A 19,384-nucleotide genomic window follows, 5' to 3' on the forward strand; every position below is an offset into this window, starting at 1 on the left:
CTTACTCCACGGTTACGCTCTTGGCCAGGTTGCGCGGCTTGTCGACATCGGTGCCCTTCACCAGGGCCACGTGATAGGCCAGCAGCTGCTGGGCGACCACGTGCAGGATCGGCGAGAGCAGCCCCCCGACCTCGACGCCCTCCCGCTCGGGCAGGCGCAGGATATGCACGCCCTCGCTCTCTGCCATGTGGGAGCAACCGTCGGCGAACACGTAGAGCTCGCCGCCCCGGGCGCTGACCTCCTGCATGTTGGCCTTGAGCTTGTCGAGCAGCTCGTCGTTGGGCGCCACCACGACCACCGGCATCTCGCCGTCGACCAGTGCCAGGGGGCCGTGCTTGAGCTCCCCGGCCGGATAGGCCTCGGCGTGGATGTAGGAGATCTCCTTGAGCTTGAGGGCGCCCTCCAGGGCGATGGGGAAGTGATGACCGCGGCCCAGGAAAAGCGCATGGCGCTTGTCGGCGAAGCGCTGGGCCCAGTCGCGAATCTGCGGCTCCAGCTCCAGCACCTGCTCCACCGCCGTCGGCAGGTGGCGAAGCTCGGAGAGATAGGCCTGCTCGCACGCCTCATCGAACCTGGCACTATATCCCTGACGCTTGGCCAGCAGCAGGGTCAGCAGGAACAGCGCCGAGAGCTGGGTGGTGAAGGCCTTGGTGGAGGCCACGCCGATCTCCGGGCCGGCCCGGGTGATGAAGCGCAGCGCGGTCTCGCGCACGATGGTCGACTCCGGCACGTTGCAGATCGCCAGGGTATGACGATGGCCCAGCGCCTTGGCGTGCTGCAGGGCGGCCAGAGTGTCGGCGGTCTCGCCGGACTGGGAGATCACCACCACCAGCTGATCGGGATTGGCCACCGAGGTGCGGTAGCGGTACTCGCTGGCCAGCTCGACGTTGCAGGGCACGCCGGCCACGGCCTCGATCCAGTAGCGGGCCGTCATCCCGGCGTAGCTGGAGGTGCCGCAGGCCAGGATCAGCACCGCGTTGACCCGCTCGAGGATGCCTTCCGCATCGGCACCGAGGATACCGGGCGACAGGCGGCTCGCCCCCCCGATCATCTCCAGGGTATTGCCCAGGGCCTGGGGCTGCTCGAAGATCTCCTTCTGCATGAAGTGGCGATAGTCGCCCAGCTCCACGGCGCCGGCATCGAGCTGGGAGATCACCTCCTCACGGGTCACCGGACGCCCTTCTCCATCGACCAGCTCGATGGCCTCGGCGGTCAGGCGTCCCACGTCGCCATTCTCGAGGTAGATCATGCGCCGCGTGACCGAGAGCAGCGCCGAGGCATCCGAGGCCGCATAGTGGCCCTCTTCGCCCACGCCCAGCATCAGCGGCGAGCCCTCGCGGGCGACCACCAGACACGGCTCCTGGTCGCTGCCGGGTTCCGCCTCGCGAATCACCGCCAGCGCATAGGCCCCGACCAGGTGCGTCACCGCCAGGCGCACCGCCGCGAACAGGTCCGGCGCCGGCGCCTGGGCGAAGGCGTTGCCTCCCGCCAGGCAGGCCTGCACCAGGTGCGCGATGGTCTCGGTGTCGGTATCCGAGGTGAAGACGTAGCCGAGCGCTTCCAGCTCGCGACGCAGCGGCTCATGGTTCTCGATGATGCCGTTGTGCACCACCGCGAGCCCCTCGGACACGTGCGGGTGCGCATTGCGCTCCGCCGGTACCCCGTGGGTGGCCCAGCGCGTGTGGGCGATACCCACCCGGCCGCTCAGGCCCAGCTCCGCCACGCGGGACTCGAGCTCCGACACCCGGCCCTTGGCGCGGGCACGCTGCAGGCCGCCCTCCCCCTCAGGAGCCAGCAGTGCCAGGCCGGCAGAGTCGTAGCCGCGGTATTCCAGTGTCTTGAGGCCTTCCAACAGGAAGGAGGTACATTCCATTGCGCCAATGGCGCCGACGATTCCGCACATTACCAACCCCTATTCCTTTAATGAGATAGAAATGACGAAGCCCCTCTTAGCACCGCCAACCAATGTATATTTTCAAAACAAAAAAAGAAAAATTGAGAAAAGATTAACTAACGCTGAGATCTCCCCAATAAACTTAACGATTTAAATAAAATCAATGCAAATTAAAGCTGCACACGACCACCACCGCTGAAAACCGCGGACCCTTTACCATACCAATCAGTTCCATGAGCCTTTATTAAACATTATTCACTCGCCACTAACCCAGAAAAAGGCACGACATCTGGCACGCTGGACACAGTCACAAACTCAGCTGAGAAAAGACAGAAACCATCCAAAGCCTTCTACCCCTACAGCAAAAGGCCTTTCTCGAAAAACTTGAAAAAGATGATCAGAAAGACCAATTTTTAACAAAACCCTATCAGCGGTCTTATTATTTCTGATGACTTCCTTAAGCCAGGGGCTCTTTTATCCCTCACAAATCCGCGAACCTTAATATCTTCGCTTAGATCCTCAGCATCCATGGTAATAGCAAAGACCCTAGAATCTTGATACCACTCAACTATCTTTCTCTCTCCGCCAACATAAACGTAAAACGCATACTCAGAAAATAATTCATCAAACTCTGGCGAAGCATCAAGAAAAACCCTTAACCTTCTACCTACTAAAGAAGAAGATATACTTAGAAAATCGTTTAGGTGCTTAAAACTTCCAGAGCTCCTCTCTCCATCTGCAAAATCGACGTTAGTGTCAACACTCAGAGTACCACAGGGGTACATTAAAAGCAGCTGGTCGACATAAGTTTTTTCTTGATATTTTTTGCTAACAAAAGACTTTTCTTCGCTCTTAGTAATTATAATGCTATTTATTGGGCAGGGAGAAAACCTCATCGTGGCAATAACAGAAAGATCACTCTCCAAGTGAATATTAAACTCGCCATCATTGACTTTATTAAAAAAAACATCACTACCTATTATGAACCTAACCTCAGTTTCAGACCTTCCTCTATTTACCACTTTATCTGTAATGCTGAACCCTACCCCAGGATTAAGTGCTACAGTCCTAATATGATGAAAAGGTCCTGGCTTATCTTCAGTCCCGGAGAAAATAAAACCATCCGAGTTCAATTGCAAACTATCCAGGCGGACGCTGCCTAATGGGATGTGATTTGGCTTCAAGGGTAAATCATGCATACCCACCGTATTATGTGAAACATCGGAGATAACCCAGACCTTGTCTTCATTATAGTTAAATGTGAACTTTCCAGGATCCGAAAAAAGCTCTACCGCATCATAGAAGCATACAAACGATAGTCCATCTGAATGGCGGTGTGTGTTTTTCTTTGGACCGCCTCGAAAGACAAAGGAAAAAGCTTTATGTGTATCGCAATCAGGATGGCTTCGTACAATCTGATAACCAGACTCTCCCAAGTCATTAAAGACGTAAAAACGACCTCCAAACTCAACCTGTTGATCGGCTCTCAAATCCTCAGCACGTAAAAGAGCTCCATCTCCTTCTGTATCACCTATTCGATAGAACTCTTTAGAAGGCGCTGTCAACCATTTGCTAACCTCACTCCCTTTCTCCTTTATTTCTGCCACTTCATCTTTTACATCAGGCAAGATATCGAGATCTACTCTATCCAAGATATCAAGGTTGTACTGATGGTAGAACGGTGAATTCTCAGTATTCACAGAATTTGAGTCAAATGATGTTTTTAAAAGCTCTCTAAATTTTCGATAGCAGAAATCCAAGTTCTCGGAAGAACATGTAGAATACTCAAGGATGCGTAAGGCGATTATCTCATAAAGAGCATGATTCCCGTCTGTAATGTTATCTTCATTCGAGAGCCAGGAAACATGACTCTTAACCAAAAGCTCAATCAACTCAATGCACTTATTATCAATCTTAAAGCCATAAGAATTAATAAGGTAGTTAAGGAACGCCAAGTGGAAAGCTCTAAAAGCGACCCCCATATCATACCAAGCAAACTTGGCATCATAGATTTTATGATTTTCGTGCCAATCCATCATTATTTTAATATTAAAGTGCAACACTTGAAGCGCCGTTTCTTCGGTAGGGTTTTTAATGTAGAAAGCCCAAGAAGCAGACATAAACCTCCAAGCATGAAGGTTAAAACAAGCATTATCATCAGAATGGTGCCATCTTATTGGCGGCATAAGGCTGATATTATCCATCCCATTCCTCGGAGCCCAACCATCTTTTATTATTTTTTCAAAATCACCACCAATAACGTAAGGGAAAAGTTTCTTGCAGCGTCCACTGATTGCTTTGTTGTCTGAAACAAAGTTACAGCTATCGTCCTTCGTCATAACTGAGAAACCTCGGACCTTACAATAGACGCAAATTCATTTGTCATATAATTGCCTTCCAAAAAATCTCTGCCAAATTTTGACATTTTTTTAAATGCATCTTCGTCATTACTTAGCTCAAAAACCTTATTCTCAACATCATGCAAACTATTTTTTATTATCTCCTCAGGGAATATATACTCACAACCGGCCCACCTCTTTATTAAGCTAACTCCACCAGAAGCAAACCCATCTGCGACAGCCAAATGAAAGCTTTCAAACCCAGGCAACTCTACAACCGACTCACTCAACGATAAAATAAAGCCAACTCGATTCTCGGCCAGAGATTTCTTCAAATCACAATGCCCCTTAAACTCAACAGCATCAACAAGATTATTCTCTTTTATATAACTTTCGCATTGATCGAAGTAGTCCATTTCTTCTTTATTTCTGGCTAGCCAGGCCAGCTCTTTTGGTTTTTTGCTATACACAAAAAGCTTGTACCTTGAGTCTTTTAGCCTGAGATTTTTTAATATTTCTAATGCAGCATGAAAGTTTTTCTTTGACGGTAAAATGCCAATCATTCCAAGTGTATAAAGACGATCTGGGTGCCAATCTCTATCATATTTCTTGGCATCAATATAGTTCGGGACAAGCCTAGCCTTAGACCTAGGAATATTGGGGAATCTCTCAAGCAACCTTTCAAAAAATAGTGCCGAAACAGAAAAGACCAAATCTACATTCGAAAAATCTATAGCTTCAGCATAAGCTGTTGAAAGTTCTTGACGATGCATTCTTACAACCAATTTTTGGTAGCTTTTTTTATTTTTTGAGTACCAAACACTATTTCCGAGCATCCATTCACACCAGATAACTTCAGCCCAGCCCAGTAGCTTCAGACTTTCCTCTTCATCATGAACATCATGGCCATTCCATTTATCATATTTGACACTAAAATATTTACAAAGCTCAGCTTCGGCTGGTTGTATAAACTTGAAGTCATGCCCAGCAATTAGTAATCGTGGTCGGCATAGCTTTGTAAACTCTGCATAGCTGCCTGAGATCACCTCGTTAACAATTTGTTTGAATCGAAAGCTAAGGTTGTAGTGCTCTATCTCATGAGAAAAAAGCCTCAGTGTCTTTTTGAACTCTAAAAAGGCATCCTTATCGATATCGTACTTGTTATTATGGATTAGAGACTTTATAGCTGCTTGCAATCCAATATTAAGGCGAATTTTAGAATAGTCAACTCCCAAGCTTAACAGCTTGTTTTGCGCATACTTCCAGACATACAAATGGTCCAGAAGCTCCTTTTTTCCATATGCCTGCGTAGTCGACAAAGAAATAGCGGGCATCTTGTTATAAACAAATGTAGGGTGGGGAAGATACTCTATATTTTTTGCTTTAACTAAAACATCTACCAAGAAAACAGTATCCTCTCCCATCTTGATTTTTTCTGGCCATTTTATTTCATTTTCTAATAACAATTTTTTCTTAATTAACTGGGTAATAGTTGTACTTTGCTTGGAAACTATAGCTTCAACGCGCTCTTTAATAGACAGCTGGGGGTTCCAGCCAGCTATTTTATTCATCACTGTTCTTTTTTTTCCATTATCTGCAATCAAGTCGCCTCGAACTATGCAAGCATGGGTTTTTTTCGCGTGATCATAATAGTTTTCTAACGTATTGGGTAGAATTTCGTCGTCACAGTCAAGATAGAATACATACTCACCGTCAGCTAACTTAACCCCTTCATTTCTTGGCTTAGATGGCGACCCACTGTTTTCTTGTAGCTGTGTCACAGACCAGTTCTTCTCTTTCTCACACTCATTCCTCAGCATTTCGTAGGTACCATCGGTGGACTTATCATCCACAAATATCACTTCGTAGTTATCTCTTGGGAAGTCAACCGAGCGTAAAGATGCTAGACAGCGCCCTATTTTCGAGTAAGCATTAAAGCATGGAACAATTATCGACACAGCAATCATCATTAACCCTCAAACTTGGAATGCTTTGGCTGAACCATTATTGATTTCTTTCATAGTGGCAAGGAAGGCAGTTGCTTGGCCTAGAAAAACATCGTTGTTACTCACTCTGCCCTGTGAGTAGGCACTCCCTTGTTGAGGTGTTAGCGGCATGTTGATTGCGTATGCCAAATGAGGCGTCGCTTTTTTGACCCATGTGCTAGATGGAAGTTTCTCAGCAGTCCCATAGACAAAGTGGTTTGTCTCGATGGGCTGGTATTTTCCCGACAATGCATAATGATTAATATGGTGCATTGAGGTAACAGTGATGCCAACTCTATTGTATTTCTTATAAAACTCTGTCACCTGCAACGGGTCTACACCCTCTGCAACTAGTAATAACAGCTGACTATCAGCATTACTGGCAAAATGATTTTGGTAATGATCAATCGCTCTACTTGAATCCTCATCAGTGGCTACTCTACATACAAACGTCAAGCTCTTATTGTCTTGTAGCCATGGAGCGTCTATATTGGTCAGGATTTCTTGCCAACGATTTGTATACGTATGCTTCTCAAGCACTAACTGGAGGCTTCGCTCTTTAAGCTCTGCTATCTCTTGACTCGAGAGTGATTTTAGCCTTTCGGGGTCTCTATCTGCAAAAACCACCAGGTCCCCGAACATCTTGTCTACACCCTTAGAGTAGTTGCTAATCACTAAGGTGTTAGAAGACATTAGCTCAAAGACTCTTCTGGCAAACATTGTTGCCGAGTGCGTCACAGTATTGAAATTCAGCCCAAATTGACTTGACCGGTAAACATCAGGCATCTGTTGATGTGGCAGGCCTGGGCGGATAAATTCCCTGTACTTTTCAGGCCACTCGTGGAGTGGGTCACCTGAGCCGTGATACCGGTCATATACCTCTATTTCATATCCACTCTCGAGTAACGCATCCATGATGCTCTCCATCACGGCAGAACGTTCTTCATGGTTCGCATACCAACTACCTGCAAACACCACTTTGTTGGTGCGGGGCTTTGTTTCTATGGGATTAAAGAATCGCGGGTTTGTTGCAAATGGCAGTGCGAATACATTTTTTACTCCATGTTCTTGTTTGTAGAGCTCGCAACATTCCTCAGCCGTGGTGAAAACATAGTCGAATTCTTTGGCAGTCGCAATAAAGTCATGCACGCGGTCAGTGAAGTGTGTGGGATCTTCTTTATTCCAAAAAACGGTTGGAATCCCCTCCTGCCGACAATGGTCAAGGATGCTGAGAAGGACTGTTCTGTTTTCATTCTTCCAATTACTGCTGGTATAGATCTTACCCTGCCACGGCCTTCTTTTAGAATCTACTCCTGACCAAGCCGATTCACAGAAAAAGATATCGGGTTTATGCTCTGCAAATAGCTGCTTCCAATTTGACGGTTCAATGACAATCGCTTCGAACTCATCTTTAAAGCTGTTGTAACTAAATTCATCGGCAATGAAGGCCACTTTATACTGAGATGCAAGCTTTCTTGGCAGCTGCTTTTTAGGCGGTATCGTTACCGCTGGTGGATTTTCTTCAAAATAGTGAGTTTTTTCATTGACTCTTTCGGCACAGATTTTCCAGGTTCTGTTGCCAATCACCCATTGGCGAGCATGCTTGCCCATCTGCTCTCGGCCAGACGCATCAGTTAACAGGCTCGCAAGCTTGCCTGCCAGACTATCAATATTTCCCTTCTCGTAAACAAGACCTGTTTTGCCATCCTGCACCATCTCTGCAAGCGCACCGACAGATGATAGTACCAGCGCTTTTTCCATCGCCATCGCTTCCAATGGCTTCAAGGGGGAAACCAGCTCCGTAACGGGGAGCGGCTTCCTTGTGAAAGGCGCAATATCGATTAAGGAGTAATAGTCACTCACTTTATCGTGGGGGATTCTCCCCGGCATGATCAGCCAGTCTTTGAATCCGTAACTCGCTGCTATAGACTCTATCTCAGAAGCGCAAGGCCCTTTTCCAGCACGACTTGAAGGTTCAGACCCAACCAGCAAAGCTCTAAATACCACCCCTTCACGGTAAAGCTTACCGCAGGCATGCATTAAATCGTCTAGGCCTTCGTAGACGTTGAACGTACCTATGTAGCCAATCACCGGCACATTGTCGGGGATATTGAGCTGGCTTAGCAGCACCTTGTTCTTTGGGTTATTTTTCGGATCAAATATTTCTGGATCACATGAATTAGGTAGCAAGGATATTTGCTCGCTTGGTAAGCCTCTATCCACTAGCGCTTGCTGCATCGACTTTGTCAACGTGAATACGTGATCTGAATGCCGTGCTAACAATGTCTCCAGATACTGTGTTAAATGATAGCTGGAGGTCTGTACGACTGAAGGATCACGCGACTCGTGCGTCACTTCCCAGAAGCCGCGCATTTCATATATAAAAGGAATGCCTAATCGTCGAGCAGCCAAAAAGGCCGGTATTGCATTTTTAAAATCAGAGGCTGCCATGACACAGGAAGGTTTGATCTCTAGGAGCTTTTTTTCCAGCTCATGAGCTGCTTTGGCGATGTAGTTATGTGTTCCCTTCCACCCTTTTGGCTCACGCAGGCGCTGGTATTCAACACCCTCAATTGTTTCTTTTCCTGGTAAGGCTTGGTCCTTATACTCCTTAATAAAGCTCCATGGGAAGCCCGGTCGGCTGATACATACTACATTCGAACCTGTAGCACCTATTGCTTTCGCAAGGCCATGTGCTCGTGTTGCGTACCCCTCCGACTGATAGGGCAAGCTATGATTTAATATGTAGCAAAGCTTACCCTTGCTCTTTTTGACAGCACTTTTAATTGCGGGCTTCTCTATCTCGCCAATTATTTTGGAAAAATCTATGCGCAAAAAGTGCTGAATAGAGGGACGCTTTGTTATCGTGATTGAGTTTTTTAAGCCAACTTCAGCAACATGCCATTTACTGAACGTAACCTCTACTTCAGACACACCCTTTGGCTTGATGAACGAAAATGCAGACTTGGATTCAGCCTTGGCCTTTTCAGGCTTGAAGTAAAAATACCAACAGCCTAGATATTCAGACCAGCTTAAATTATTAAGGCCTGGATTTTCTATGGTTTTTCCTTTTGCATCCAGGAAGTTAACTTTTGCAATGCCTGCATTTTTCGCTATTAGCGCTTTTTCGTTCACTCGGCAGAACAGTTCAACATCTAGATCTTCCGCATCGTCAATCCAAGAGCCGATAGTCACTGTGAAGGACTTTTCTTTTAACCACAGCAAGTCGTTTTTGCCTGCAGCGCTATCAACCAAAAGCGTTGTTTTTATGCTATTTTCAACCGGAACATAAGTATCACTAGGCTTTATTTTGCTGGCATTCTCTTTGACTAAAGATGAATTGTTTTTTAGCGCACTTGGTTGAGACACCTTCTTCACCGCAGCACGTCCCTCCCCCTTCAGCGCCCGTACCATCGGTTTGGTACGCACCGAAAACAGCAGCTCGGTACTGGGCTGAGGAGCAGGCAGCTTTAGTGCCCCCTGAAGGACTGCCGTCAAGCGTGTAGCGTTCTCTGTCTGGAACGTGACTACGCCGTCATGCTTCTGGGCCACTTCAGCCAGCGGTGCCACGCCGGAGCCCACCAGCCGCTTCCCATAGGCCAGCGCTTCGGCTGCCTTCATCGGCGGGACAAGCTCGCACACCGGCAGCTTCTTGCGCGGAATCACCACGGTATCGATCAGCGCATAGTAGCTTGCCACCTCGTCATGAGGTACGCGCCCCACCTGAATCAGCCAGGGATGATCGGCATCCTCACCCGGCCGGCTCACGACGCTCGTGATCGGCTGATCATCGCCGACGATCACCAGCTTGAGCCTTTCTCCCTGAGCCACCAGCTCGGCGCAGGCATCGATCAGCGTATCCAGTCCCTCATAGGGTGCGATGCTGCCGACATAGCCCACTACCCTGTCTTCCTCGCCGATTCCCAGGCGCTTTCTCAGCATCGGATCGGCCGGCTTGATCTCGGGCAGCGCGCTCATGCCGTTGGGCACGATCTCGACCCGGTCCACGTCGACGCCGCGTCGGCCCAGCTCTTCCTGCATCGGCAAATTGAGCGTGAAGACCCTCTGCGCCTGGCGGGCCACGAACGCATCCCGCTTGGCCTCCCGCTTGCCGGCAGCTGAACCGGCGTACCCCGGTTCGCGAGCATCACGCGACAGTTCCCAGAAACCGCGTACCTCGTTGTAGAACGGCAGGCCCAGGCGCTTTGCCGCGAGCCACGCGGGTAACCCGACGGTGTAGTTGCTGGCGGCGAGCACGATCGCCGGTCGATAGACCCGGAACAGCTCCACGAAGCGCGCCACGCTGGCCTCCAGGTGGGCCCTCTCGTCGGAGGGAGCCGTGCCCTGCGGCCAGGCACTATGGAGGTAGCGCACGCCTTTCACGACGGTTTCCGGCGCCACGTTCGCGCCCCCGCCGTTCAGCTCCCATGGCCGCCCTGGTCGCACGAAACAGAGCGTCTCGAATCCATGCTGGTTCAGCGCCTGGGCAATGCCCTGGGTGCGTGTCGCATAGCCATTGCTGGCGTAGCTCTGGCCATGGCTGACCATATAGGCCACTCGGCCAGGGATGGGAGAGATCAGCGGCGTGGCAGGCTGGTCGGCAAGCCGAGTGGCAAGGTGGAGAAGATCGTCCATGGGTTATCGATCCGTGTCTTTCATGAGGGTGAAGGCCGTGAGTGCCTTGAACGCGAGAGGCGCCTGATCGGGCGCCTCTCGCGGTGACTCTCGATGCTGGGAAGGGCTCAGCCGAGCAGGCCGACTGCATCGACGACGGCCGGCTTGGCCCGCACCGCGTCGCTCTTCTGCACGAAGGGCTTGTGCTTGACCAGCACGCAGATCACGTCGGCCTGGCCCAGGGCTTCATCCAGGCTGACGAGAGACACGTTGTCGGCGTTCAGGCGCTCGGGCAGGCTCTCGATATTGGGCTCGACCACCTGGACCCGGCAGCCCAGCTCGACGATCTTCTCGGTCACGCCGAGCGCGGGACTCTCGCGCAGATCGTCGATGTCAGGCTTGAAGGCCACACCGAGGCAGGCAACGGTGAGATCGCTGCGCCTCGCGCCGGGATGGGTGCGATGCAGCCCCTCGAGCGCCTCGTTGACCCGCGACAGCACCCAGTCGGGCTTGGCGTCGTTTACCTCACGGGCGGTGCGGATCAGCCGGGCCTGCTCCGGGCACGCATCGACGATGAACCAGGGGTCCACGGCAATGCAGTGTCCGCCCACGCCGGCCCCCGGCGAGAGAATATTGACGCGCGGATGGCGGTTGGCCAGCGCGATCAATTCCCAGACGTTGATCTCCAGCTCGTGGGCGATGGTCGAGAGCTCGTTGGCGAAGGCGATGTTCACGTCGCGGAAGCTGTTCTCGGTGAGCTTGGCCATCTCGGCGGTACGCGCGGTGGTCGGTACGCACTCCCCCTCCACCACGATGCCGTAGAGCGCGCAGGCGGCCTCGGCACACTTCGGCGTCATCCCGCCGATCACCCGGTCGTTCTCCACCAGCTCGCGGACCACGTGACCCGGCAGGACCCGCTCGGGGCAGTGCGCAATGCGAATGTCGGAGGCCTCGCCGTGGGTCTGGGGGAAGGTCAGGTCCGGGCGGGCCGCGGCCAGCCACTCCGCCATCTGCTCGGTGGCGCCGACCGGGCTGGTCGACTCCAGCACCACCAGGTTGCCGGGCACCAGCACCTTGGCCAGCGCCTCGCTGGCGGCCTTGATGAAACGCAGGTCGGCCTTGTGGTTCTGGCCGTTGTCATCGGTATGGAAGGGGGTGGGCACCGCCACCATGAAGGCATCGGCCGGCTCCGGCGCGGTGGTCGCCCGCAGGTAGCCCTCGTGCACGGCGGCGTGTACCACCATGTCGAGCTCCGGCTCGATGATGTGGATCTCGCCGCGGTTGATGGTATCAACGGCGTGCTGGTCGATATCCACGCCGATCACCTTCTTCCGCCGGGAGGCGAAGACGGCGGCGGTGGGCAGGCCGATATAGCCAAGACCAATCATCGAGATCGTGTTGAATTCCATGAATCAGCATCCTTGTGCGTAAAGCTCTGACTAACAAAAATTAAAAACGCCCGATGGGTCATCGGGCGTTGGCGGCCAGGCAGGCTGGCCGGGCATGGCAGGCGGGGCTTAAGCGGTCTCGCTCTGGCGGGCCATCAGCGCGTCCAGGATGCGCTCGCAGGCCTTGCCATCGCCGTAGGGGTTGTGCGCGAAGCTCATGGCACGATAGGCGTCGGCGTCGGTGAGTAGCCGGGTCAGCTCGGTGGTGATCACGTCCACGCTGGTGCCCACCAGCTTGACGGTGCCGGCGGAGACGGCTTCGGGGCGCTCGGTGGTGTTGCGCATCACCAGCACGGGCTTGCCGAGCGACGGTGCCTCCTCCTGGATGCCGCCGGAGTCGGTCAGGATGAGGTGGGCTCGGTTCATCAGGTAGACGAAGGGCAGGTAGTCCTGGGGCTCGATCAGCAGCACGTTGTCGATGTCGGCCAGCAGGCGATTGACCGGCTCTCGCACGTTGGGGTTGAGGTGCACCGGGTAGACGATCTGCACGTCCGGATGGGCCTTGGCCGTCTCGGCCAGGGCCCGACAGATCCGCTCGAAGCCATCGCCGAAGCTCTCGCGGCGATGCCCGGTCACCAGCACCAGGCGCTTGTCATCGTCGAGGAAGTCAAAGCGCTCGCGGAGTTCATCGGCCATCGGACCAGTCTCCAGCTTGCGCACCACCTCGAGCAGGGCGTCGACCACGGTGTTGCCGGTCACGTGCACGCTGGCGGGGGCTACGTTCTCGCGCAGCAGGTTCTGTCGGGAGGTATCGGTGGGGGCGAAATGCTTGGTGGCCAGCGCCCCGGTCAGCTTGCGGTTGGCCTCTTCCGGCCACGGCGAATAGAGGTTGCCGGTGCGCAGCCCCGCCTCCACATGGCCCACCGGAATCTGCTGATAATAGGCGGCCAGGCTGGCGGCGAAGGTGGTCGCCGTGTCGCCGTGCACCAGCACCATGTCAGGCTGGAACTCGTCCAGCACCCCCTTGAGCCCCTGCAGGATCCCGCAGGTGATGTCGTTGAGATCCTGCCCCGGCTTCATCAGGTTCAGGTCGTAGTCCGGCGTCAGCTCGAACAGCGAGAGCACCTGATCGAGCATCTCGCGGTGCTGGGCCGTCACGCAGACACGCGCCTCGAAGCGCTCGTCGTCGGCGAGTTGCAGTGCCAGGGGCGCCATCTTGATGGCCTCGGGGCGGGTACCGAACACGGTCAGGACTTTCATGGGCATCCTTGCAGTGATGGATCAGAAAGAGGAAAGGAAGACTCCCCGAGCGGGCGGGGATGTAAAGATGGCAAGCAGCGCGCTGGATTCACCGGGTGGCGCCGGTCGCCCCCTGTTGCAGCTCCAGCTCCTGGCAGCGGCGGAAGTAGTGCTCCAGCAGCTTCTGGGTGTGCTCGAGCTGGAGCGCCTGGCGCTGCGCGGCCTCCTCAGGGAGCGCGCCCGCCGCGGGCTGCGGCTGGCTCGGGGCCGGAGGGACCGTAGGCACCGAACGATCGGATGCCGCCCGATGATCTGCACGGGGCACGGCAGGCGGACGGCGATTCTCCTTCTCCCCGTGCTGCAGGTAGTGAATCAGCGGGTTGACGCCGCTCACGGCCACGTCGCGGTTCTGTTGCTGATAGCCGCGGGTGTGAAACGCCGCCGAAGGGTTGCGCCCCACTCGCCAGCCGTAGCGGGCGAAGTGGCTCGCCGGGCACATGTCGAGGCTCGCCACGTCGGGATAGGCCGCGAGATACCACTCTGCATCGAACCACGAGGAGTGCTTGATCAGCTCAATCTGTTGTTCAAGATCCATGTTTTTCACCTTGCCACGCCTCCGGCGTGGGTAAACGGTCCTCATTGCTACCGAAACGCAGGTAGTGCACCAGGGGGTTGAGATTAGCCTGGGCCACATCCGGGTATTCGAGCAGGTACCACTGGCTATCGAAGGCCGGGCCCGGCGAGCGCCCCTCCTGGCCGCCGAACTTCACGAAGTGCTCGAGACCGTTCATGCCGCTCTGCTCGACGTCCGGGTAACGGTTCACATACCAGCCCTCATCAAAGAAACCGGACTGCTTGACGAGGCGCAGATCCTCCTTGCTAGCACGCCGACTGCCCCGTGCCTTTGAGGGCCTGCCCAGTGTGGTGAAGGCATCTACCAGGCGTTTCGGCTTCTCGTTAAGCTCGGCCAGGCGCCGTTCCTTCTCTTCCAGCATCCTCGTCAGCTCGGCCAGCTCGTCGAACCGGTCCTGCTGCTGGCGATGCAGGGTCGCGTTCTCCCCCTGCAGGGCTACCTTCGCCCGCTCGGCGGCATCGAGACGATCTTGCTGTTGAGCCTGTTGCTCGGCGGTCTTCTGTCTGGCGGCTTCGAGCGACTCCAGCTGCTGCGCTTGTTGTTCCAGTTCCCGTGCTTGATCTTCGAGCTGTTTCTTTAACACCTGATGACGCTGTTGCAGTGCTGTGTGGTCCCGGGCATGACGTTCGCCCTCTTCCTGCGCCTGACGCCTGGCGGCTTCGAGCTCCTCAATGCGCGCCTGGGCAGTTGCCTGTGCTTGCTCAGCCGCCTGCAACAGCTCGGTCAGCTTGGCGGTCTCGTCAAAGCGAGTGGCCCGCTCTTCCTCGAGCCGTCGATGGCTAGCGCGCAGTGTCTCTTGTTCCTGGTCGCGTACCTGCAGGGTCGCCTCGAGGTGCGCCTTGTCCTGCTCAAGCGACGCGATCCGCCGCTCGGCGTCATGGCGGGCGCTGTCGGCCTGGCACCGCACCCTCTCGGCCTCTTTTCGTGCCAACTCGGCGGCCCGGCGCGCGCTCTCGGCTTGGCGCCTGGCCGTGCTGATCGCCTCGGCGTCATCCCGATCACCGGCCTGGGCTGCCGGGCGGCCGCTCGGGGGTGTGGCGCAGCAGGCCAGGCCCAGCCGCTGGAACACCTGCTGCACCAGACGCATGCCGGGCTGGCCCGGCTGGAAGCCCAGCAATCGCTCCAGGCTTTCGTACTGCTGTGCGCCCACTGCGACGATGGCCAGGCCCTGGGACTGCTCGAAGAGAAAGTGCGCTCTGCCCTCGCGTACCTGGCGATAGAGGGCCTCGCCGGGCTGGCCCGGGCCAGCCTGGCTGATCAGCACCACGCCGCGGGCCGACAGCCGAGCCTGCCAATGCGCCCACTCCTTTGCGATCGGCTTCGCCACGCCGGGTGCCACGTGCAGAAGGTCGACGCTGCCCTCCTCCAGCTGCTCCAGCGCATCGGCTTGCGAAGCCTGCCGAACCCGAGCGAGCTCCTGGTACTGGGCATCGGTATGCTCGACCAGGGCAGCATCGGGCGGGCCGGCGGTAAAGCCCAGGCACTCGGCGTAGGGGTTGAGTCGCTCCAGGGCCTGGCAGAAGGCGAACCAGGAGGTGCCCTCCTGAGTGCCCAGCTCCACGACCCGCTGGGGGCGCTGAGCCTCGATCAGCCAGAACGCCACCGGCAGATGGACACTCCAGACCGGATCCTTGGCGAACTTGGGCCGCCAGAACATCGATTGCAGCGAGAGCTGCGGGATCAGGGTCTGAGAAGGCATCTGGCCGCTGCCGGCCGACGATGGGGTTTGAAGTGATTGCGTCATGATCCGCCCTGTCGAGCTCAAGATGAAGAAAGCAGGTCGAGATAGCGACCAGCAGTGGCGTCCTTGGCCGAAAGCCTGGGGATATCGCCCCAGTGCCAGGCGTGGCGTTGCCAGTCGATCGCCAAGGTGGGGTCGTCCCAGCGGATCGCCCGCTCATGCTGGGGTGCGTAGTAGTCGGTAGTCTTGTAGAGCACGTCGGCGCTGTCGCTGAGCACAAGAAAGCCGTGGGCGAAGCCCGGTGGCACCCAGAGCTGGCGATGGTGGGCTGCGTCGAGGCGAACGCTGTCCCAATGACCGAAGGTTGGAGAGTCCTCGCGGATGTCCACCGCCACATCGAGGATCTCGCCCTGAATGACGCGCACCAGCTTCCCCTGAGGCTGTTCGACCTGATAGTGCAGGCCCCGCAGCACGCCCTGGGCGGAGCGAGAGTGGTTGTCCTGAACGAAGGTGGCCGTCACGCCGGTCACCTCTTCGAAGACGCGCTGGTTGAAGCTCTCCATGAAGAACCCGCGCGCATCGCCATGTACGTCGGGTTCGATAATCAACAGATCGGGAATGCCTGTCGGAATGACCTTCATAATGTATTTCCAAAGTGGCCATCAGCCAGCCGTTGCAGATAGTGGCCGTAGCCAGTCTTGGTCAGCGCCTGACCACGCGCCGCCAATGCCTCGGTGGTAATCCACTTCTGTCGCCAGGCGATCTCCTCGAGGCAGGCGATCTTGAGGCCCTGGCGATGCTCAATGGTCTGCACGTATTGGGCGGCCTCTAGCAGGCTGTCGTGGGTGCCGGTATCGAGCCAGGCAAAGCCCCGCCCCAGGCACTCGACTCGCAGATCGCCGCGTTGCAGATAGGCGTTGTTGATGCTGGTGATCTCGAGCTCGCCGCGGGCGCTGGGTGTCACGGCCTTGGCGATTTCCACCACGTCGTTGTCGTAGAAGTAGAGTCCGGTCACGGCGTAGGACGATTTCGGCGTCTGCGGCTTTTCCTCGATGGAGAGAGCGCGGCCATGGTCATCGAACTCCACCACGCCAAAGCGTTCCGGATCCTGGACGTAGTAGCCAAAGATGGTGGCGCCCTGGCGCATTGACGCGGCGTCGCGTAGCTGGCCAGAAAAGTGCTGGCCGTGGAAAATGTTGTCGCCGAGCACCAGGCATACCGGGTCATCGCCGATGAAGTGCTCACCGATCAGGAAGGCCTGGGCCAGGCCGTCGGGGCTTGGCTGCTCGGCATACTCGAGTCGAATGCCAAAGGCCTCGCCGTCGCCCAACAGGCGGCGGAACAGGGGCAGGTCCTGCGGCGTGGAGATGATCAAGATCTCACGAATGCCGGCGAGCATCAGTACCGAGATCGGGTAGTAGATCATCGGCTTGTCATAGATGGGCAGCAGCTGTTTGGAGATCCCGTGGGTCAAGGGAAACAGACGACTGCCGGAGCCGCCGGCGAGGATGATGCCTTTTCGGGCCATGGTCATATCCATTTGACGTAGAACGTTCGGTGCTGCGTCCTGCTGCGGTCTCGGGCGTACGCTATCGGCGATGCGCCAGGTGCTCGGTCAGGGTCAGCGCCAGCTGCTCCTGCCATGTAGGGAGTCGGATGCCCAGGGCGCTTTCCAGCTTGCACAGCGCGAGCCGCGAGTTGAGCGGCCGCTGCGCCGGCGTGGGGTACTCCGAGGTGGAAATCGCTCGCACGCCACCGGGGGCGATGGTCAGTGCCTCGGCCTGGCGCTGGGCCTGCCGGAAGATCTCGCGGGCGAACTCCCGCCAGCTCGTCTCTCCCCGGGTGGCCAGGTGGTAAATTCCCGATGGCAGATCGCGCTCGAGCGCTCGGGTCGTGACCTGTGCAATCAGCCGAGCCGGGGTGGGTGCGCCGACCTGATCGTCGACGACCTTGAGCGTGTCGCGCTCGCGCCCCAGGCGCAGCATGGTCGTCATGAAATTGCGACCTCGTGCGCCGTAGACCCAACTCGTACGCAGGATCAGGTGCCGTCCACCGCTATCGAGCAAGGCGCGATCTCCATCGCGCTTGGTGCGCCCATAGACGCTGAGCGGCTCGGTATCGCTGGTCTCTCGCCATGGTGCCTCGCCTTCACCGGAATAGACGTAGTCGCTGGAGTAGTGCACGAGGCGCCGTTGACGCTGAGCGCACCAGGCAGCGAGCCGAGACGGAAGCTCGCTATTGAGACGCTCAGCCAGCGAATGCTCCGTTTCTGCCTGGTCGACAGCGGTGTAGGCGGCAGCGTTGACGATCAGGTCTGGGTCATGCCGGTCCAGGTAGACGCCCACAGCAATGTCATTGGTAAGGTCGAGCTCCTGGCGAGACGGCGCCAGCACCGTGCCCAATAGACACAACTGGCGCTGCAGTTCGAAGCCCACCTGGCCGCTGCCGCCGGTGACCAGGATGGTCGGCAAGCTCTGGCTCATGTGCCGATCCCGAGCCGCTCACCCTGGTAGCTGCCATCCTGAACGTGTTGCCACCATTCGCGATTCGCCAGATACCAGTCGACGGTCTTGGCCAGGCCACTCTCGAAAGTCTCGGCAGGCATCCAGCCCAACTCCCGTGCGATCTTGCTCGCATCGATGGCGTAGCGCCGATCGTGGCCGGGGCGATCCTTCACAAGGGTAATGAGCTCGCGGTAGTGGTTAAGCACCTTGCCATCGGCCTTTCGCGCCGCAAACGGCGCTCCCACATTGGCGCTGACGGCTTCGCTGGTAGTTACCCGCCGCTGCAGCAGGTCGCAGATCGACTCCACCACTTCGAGATTGGTCTTCTCGTTGTGGCCACCAATGTTATAGGTCTCACCTACCCGCCCTTCTGTTGCCACCTTGATCAGCGCCCGAGCGTGGTCTTCCACATGGAGCCAGTCGCGCACCTGCTGACCGTCGCCGTAAACAGGCAGCGGCTTGCCGGCCAGGGCGTTGAGGATCATCAGCGGGACCAGCTTCTCAGGGAACTGATAGGGCCCATAGTTGTTGGAGCAGTTGGTGATGAGCGTGGGCAGGCCGAAGGTGCGCTGCCAGGCGCGCACCAGGTGGTCCGAGCCGGCCTTGCTGGCGGAATATGGCGAGCTCGGCGCATACGGCGTGCGCTCGCTGAAAGAGGCATCGCCAGGTTCCAGGTCGCCATACACCTCATCGGTAGAGACGTGGTGGAAGCGAAACGTCGCGGCCTTGGCCGAGCCGCTCTCATGAAGCGCCGTCCAGTAAGCTCGTGCCGTCTCGAGCAGCACCGAGGTTCCAACCAGGTTGGTCTGAACAAAGGCGGCGGGGCCATCGATGGAACGGTCCACGTGGCTCTCGGCGGCCAGGTGCATCACGACATCGGGGCGATGCTGATCGAACGCCTGCTGCATGGCCTTCGCATCACAGATATCGGCCTGCAGAAAGCAATAGCGCTCATCATTGTCCGCCCCGGCCAGGGACTCCAGGTTACCGGCATAGGTAAGTTTGTCGACATTGACGACGCGGTGGTCGGTGTTCTCGAGCAGCTCGCGCACCAGGGCGGAGCCGATGAAGCCGGCGCCGCCGGTGATCAGGAAGGTCTTGCCCAT

General features: G+C 56.1%; 12 protein-coding genes. All 12 read right to left on the minus strand.

The genetic code is table 11. The annotated features are described in order from the left end of the window. Nucleotide 1: 1 nt before the first annotated feature. The gene (glmS, locus tag FIU83_RS08720) at nucleotides 2-1,903 is read right to left on the minus strand and encodes a glutamine--fructose-6-phosphate transaminase (isomerizing) (RefSeq protein ID WP_152483692.1); all 1,902 of its coding nucleotides are present in this window, start codon (nucleotides 1,901-1,903) and stop codon (nucleotides 2-4) included. Nucleotides 1,904-2,307: 404 nt separating this feature from the next. Further along, nucleotides 2,308-4,233, minus strand: coding sequence for a heparinase II/III family protein (locus FIU83_RS08725; RefSeq protein WP_152483693.1), 1,926 nt, complete (start codon nucleotides 4,231-4,233; stop codon nucleotides 2,308-2,310). Next, the gene (locus FIU83_RS08730; protein WP_216645018.1) at nucleotides 4,230-6,203 is read right to left on the minus strand and encodes a glycosyltransferase; all 1,974 of its coding nucleotides are present in this window, start codon (nucleotides 6,201-6,203) and stop codon (nucleotides 4,230-4,232) included. The genes FIU83_RS08725 and FIU83_RS08730 overlap by 4 nt, the downstream gene beginning before the upstream one ends. 6 nt (nucleotides 6,204-6,209) lie before the next feature. Then, nucleotides 6,210-10,853: a glycosyltransferase gene (locus FIU83_RS08735; RefSeq protein WP_152483694.1), complete on the minus strand. Its 4,644-nt coding sequence runs from the start codon at nucleotides 10,851-10,853 to the stop codon at nucleotides 6,210-6,212. Nucleotides 10,854-10,960: 107 nt separating this feature from the next. Next, nucleotides 10,961-12,241 (minus strand): UDP-N-acetyl-D-mannosamine dehydrogenase, encoded by a 1,281-nt coding sequence (gene wecC, locus FIU83_RS08740; RefSeq protein ID WP_152483695.1) that lies wholly within the window; start codon nucleotides 12,239-12,241, stop codon nucleotides 10,961-10,963. Nucleotides 12,242-12,349: 108 nt separating this feature from the next. Next, nucleotides 12,350-13,480, minus strand: a complete 1,131-nt coding sequence (gene wecB, locus FIU83_RS08745; protein WP_216645019.1) for a non-hydrolyzing UDP-N-acetylglucosamine 2-epimerase — start codon at nucleotides 13,478-13,480, stop codon at nucleotides 12,350-12,352. Nucleotides 13,481-13,568: 88 nt separating this feature from the next. Continuing rightward, nucleotides 13,569-14,054: a hypothetical protein gene (locus tag FIU83_RS08750; RefSeq protein ID WP_152483697.1), complete on the minus strand. Its 486-nt coding sequence runs from the start codon at nucleotides 14,052-14,054 to the stop codon at nucleotides 13,569-13,571. Further along, nucleotides 14,044-15,837, minus strand: a complete 1,794-nt coding sequence (locus FIU83_RS08755; RefSeq protein ID WP_152483698.1) for a class I SAM-dependent methyltransferase — start codon at nucleotides 15,835-15,837, stop codon at nucleotides 14,044-14,046. The genes FIU83_RS08750 and FIU83_RS08755 overlap by 11 nt, the downstream gene beginning before the upstream one ends. Nucleotides 15,838-15,854: 17 nt before the next feature. Then, nucleotides 15,855-16,415 carry a dTDP-4-dehydrorhamnose 3,5-epimerase gene (gene rfbC / locus FIU83_RS08760; protein ID WP_152483699.1) on the minus strand — a complete coding sequence of 187 codons (561 nt, stop codon included), beginning with the start codon at nucleotides 16,413-16,415 and terminating at the stop codon, nucleotides 15,855-15,857. After that, on the minus strand, nucleotides 16,412-17,302 hold the full coding sequence (gene rfbA, locus FIU83_RS08765; protein WP_152483700.1) for a glucose-1-phosphate thymidylyltransferase RfbA: 891 nt from the start codon (nucleotides 17,300-17,302) through the stop codon (nucleotides 16,412-16,414). Before rfbA ends, rfbC begins: the two co-directional genes overlap by 4 nt. 61 nt (nucleotides 17,303-17,363) lie before the next feature. Continuing rightward, complete coding sequence (gene rfbD / locus FIU83_RS08770) at nucleotides 17,364-18,257, minus strand: dTDP-4-dehydrorhamnose reductase (protein ID WP_152483701.1); 894 nt, start codon at nucleotides 18,255-18,257, stop codon at nucleotides 17,364-17,366. Further along, the gene (gene rfbB / locus FIU83_RS08775) at nucleotides 18,254-19,384 is read right to left on the minus strand and encodes a dTDP-glucose 4,6-dehydratase (RefSeq protein ID WP_152483702.1); all 1,131 of its coding nucleotides are present in this window, start codon (nucleotides 19,382-19,384) and stop codon (nucleotides 18,254-18,256) included. The genes rfbD and rfbB overlap by 4 nt, the downstream gene beginning before the upstream one ends.

Source organism: Halomonas sp. THAF5a (genome assembly GCF_009363755.1).
GTDB lineage: Bacteria > Pseudomonadota > Gammaproteobacteria > Pseudomonadales > Halomonadaceae > Halomonas.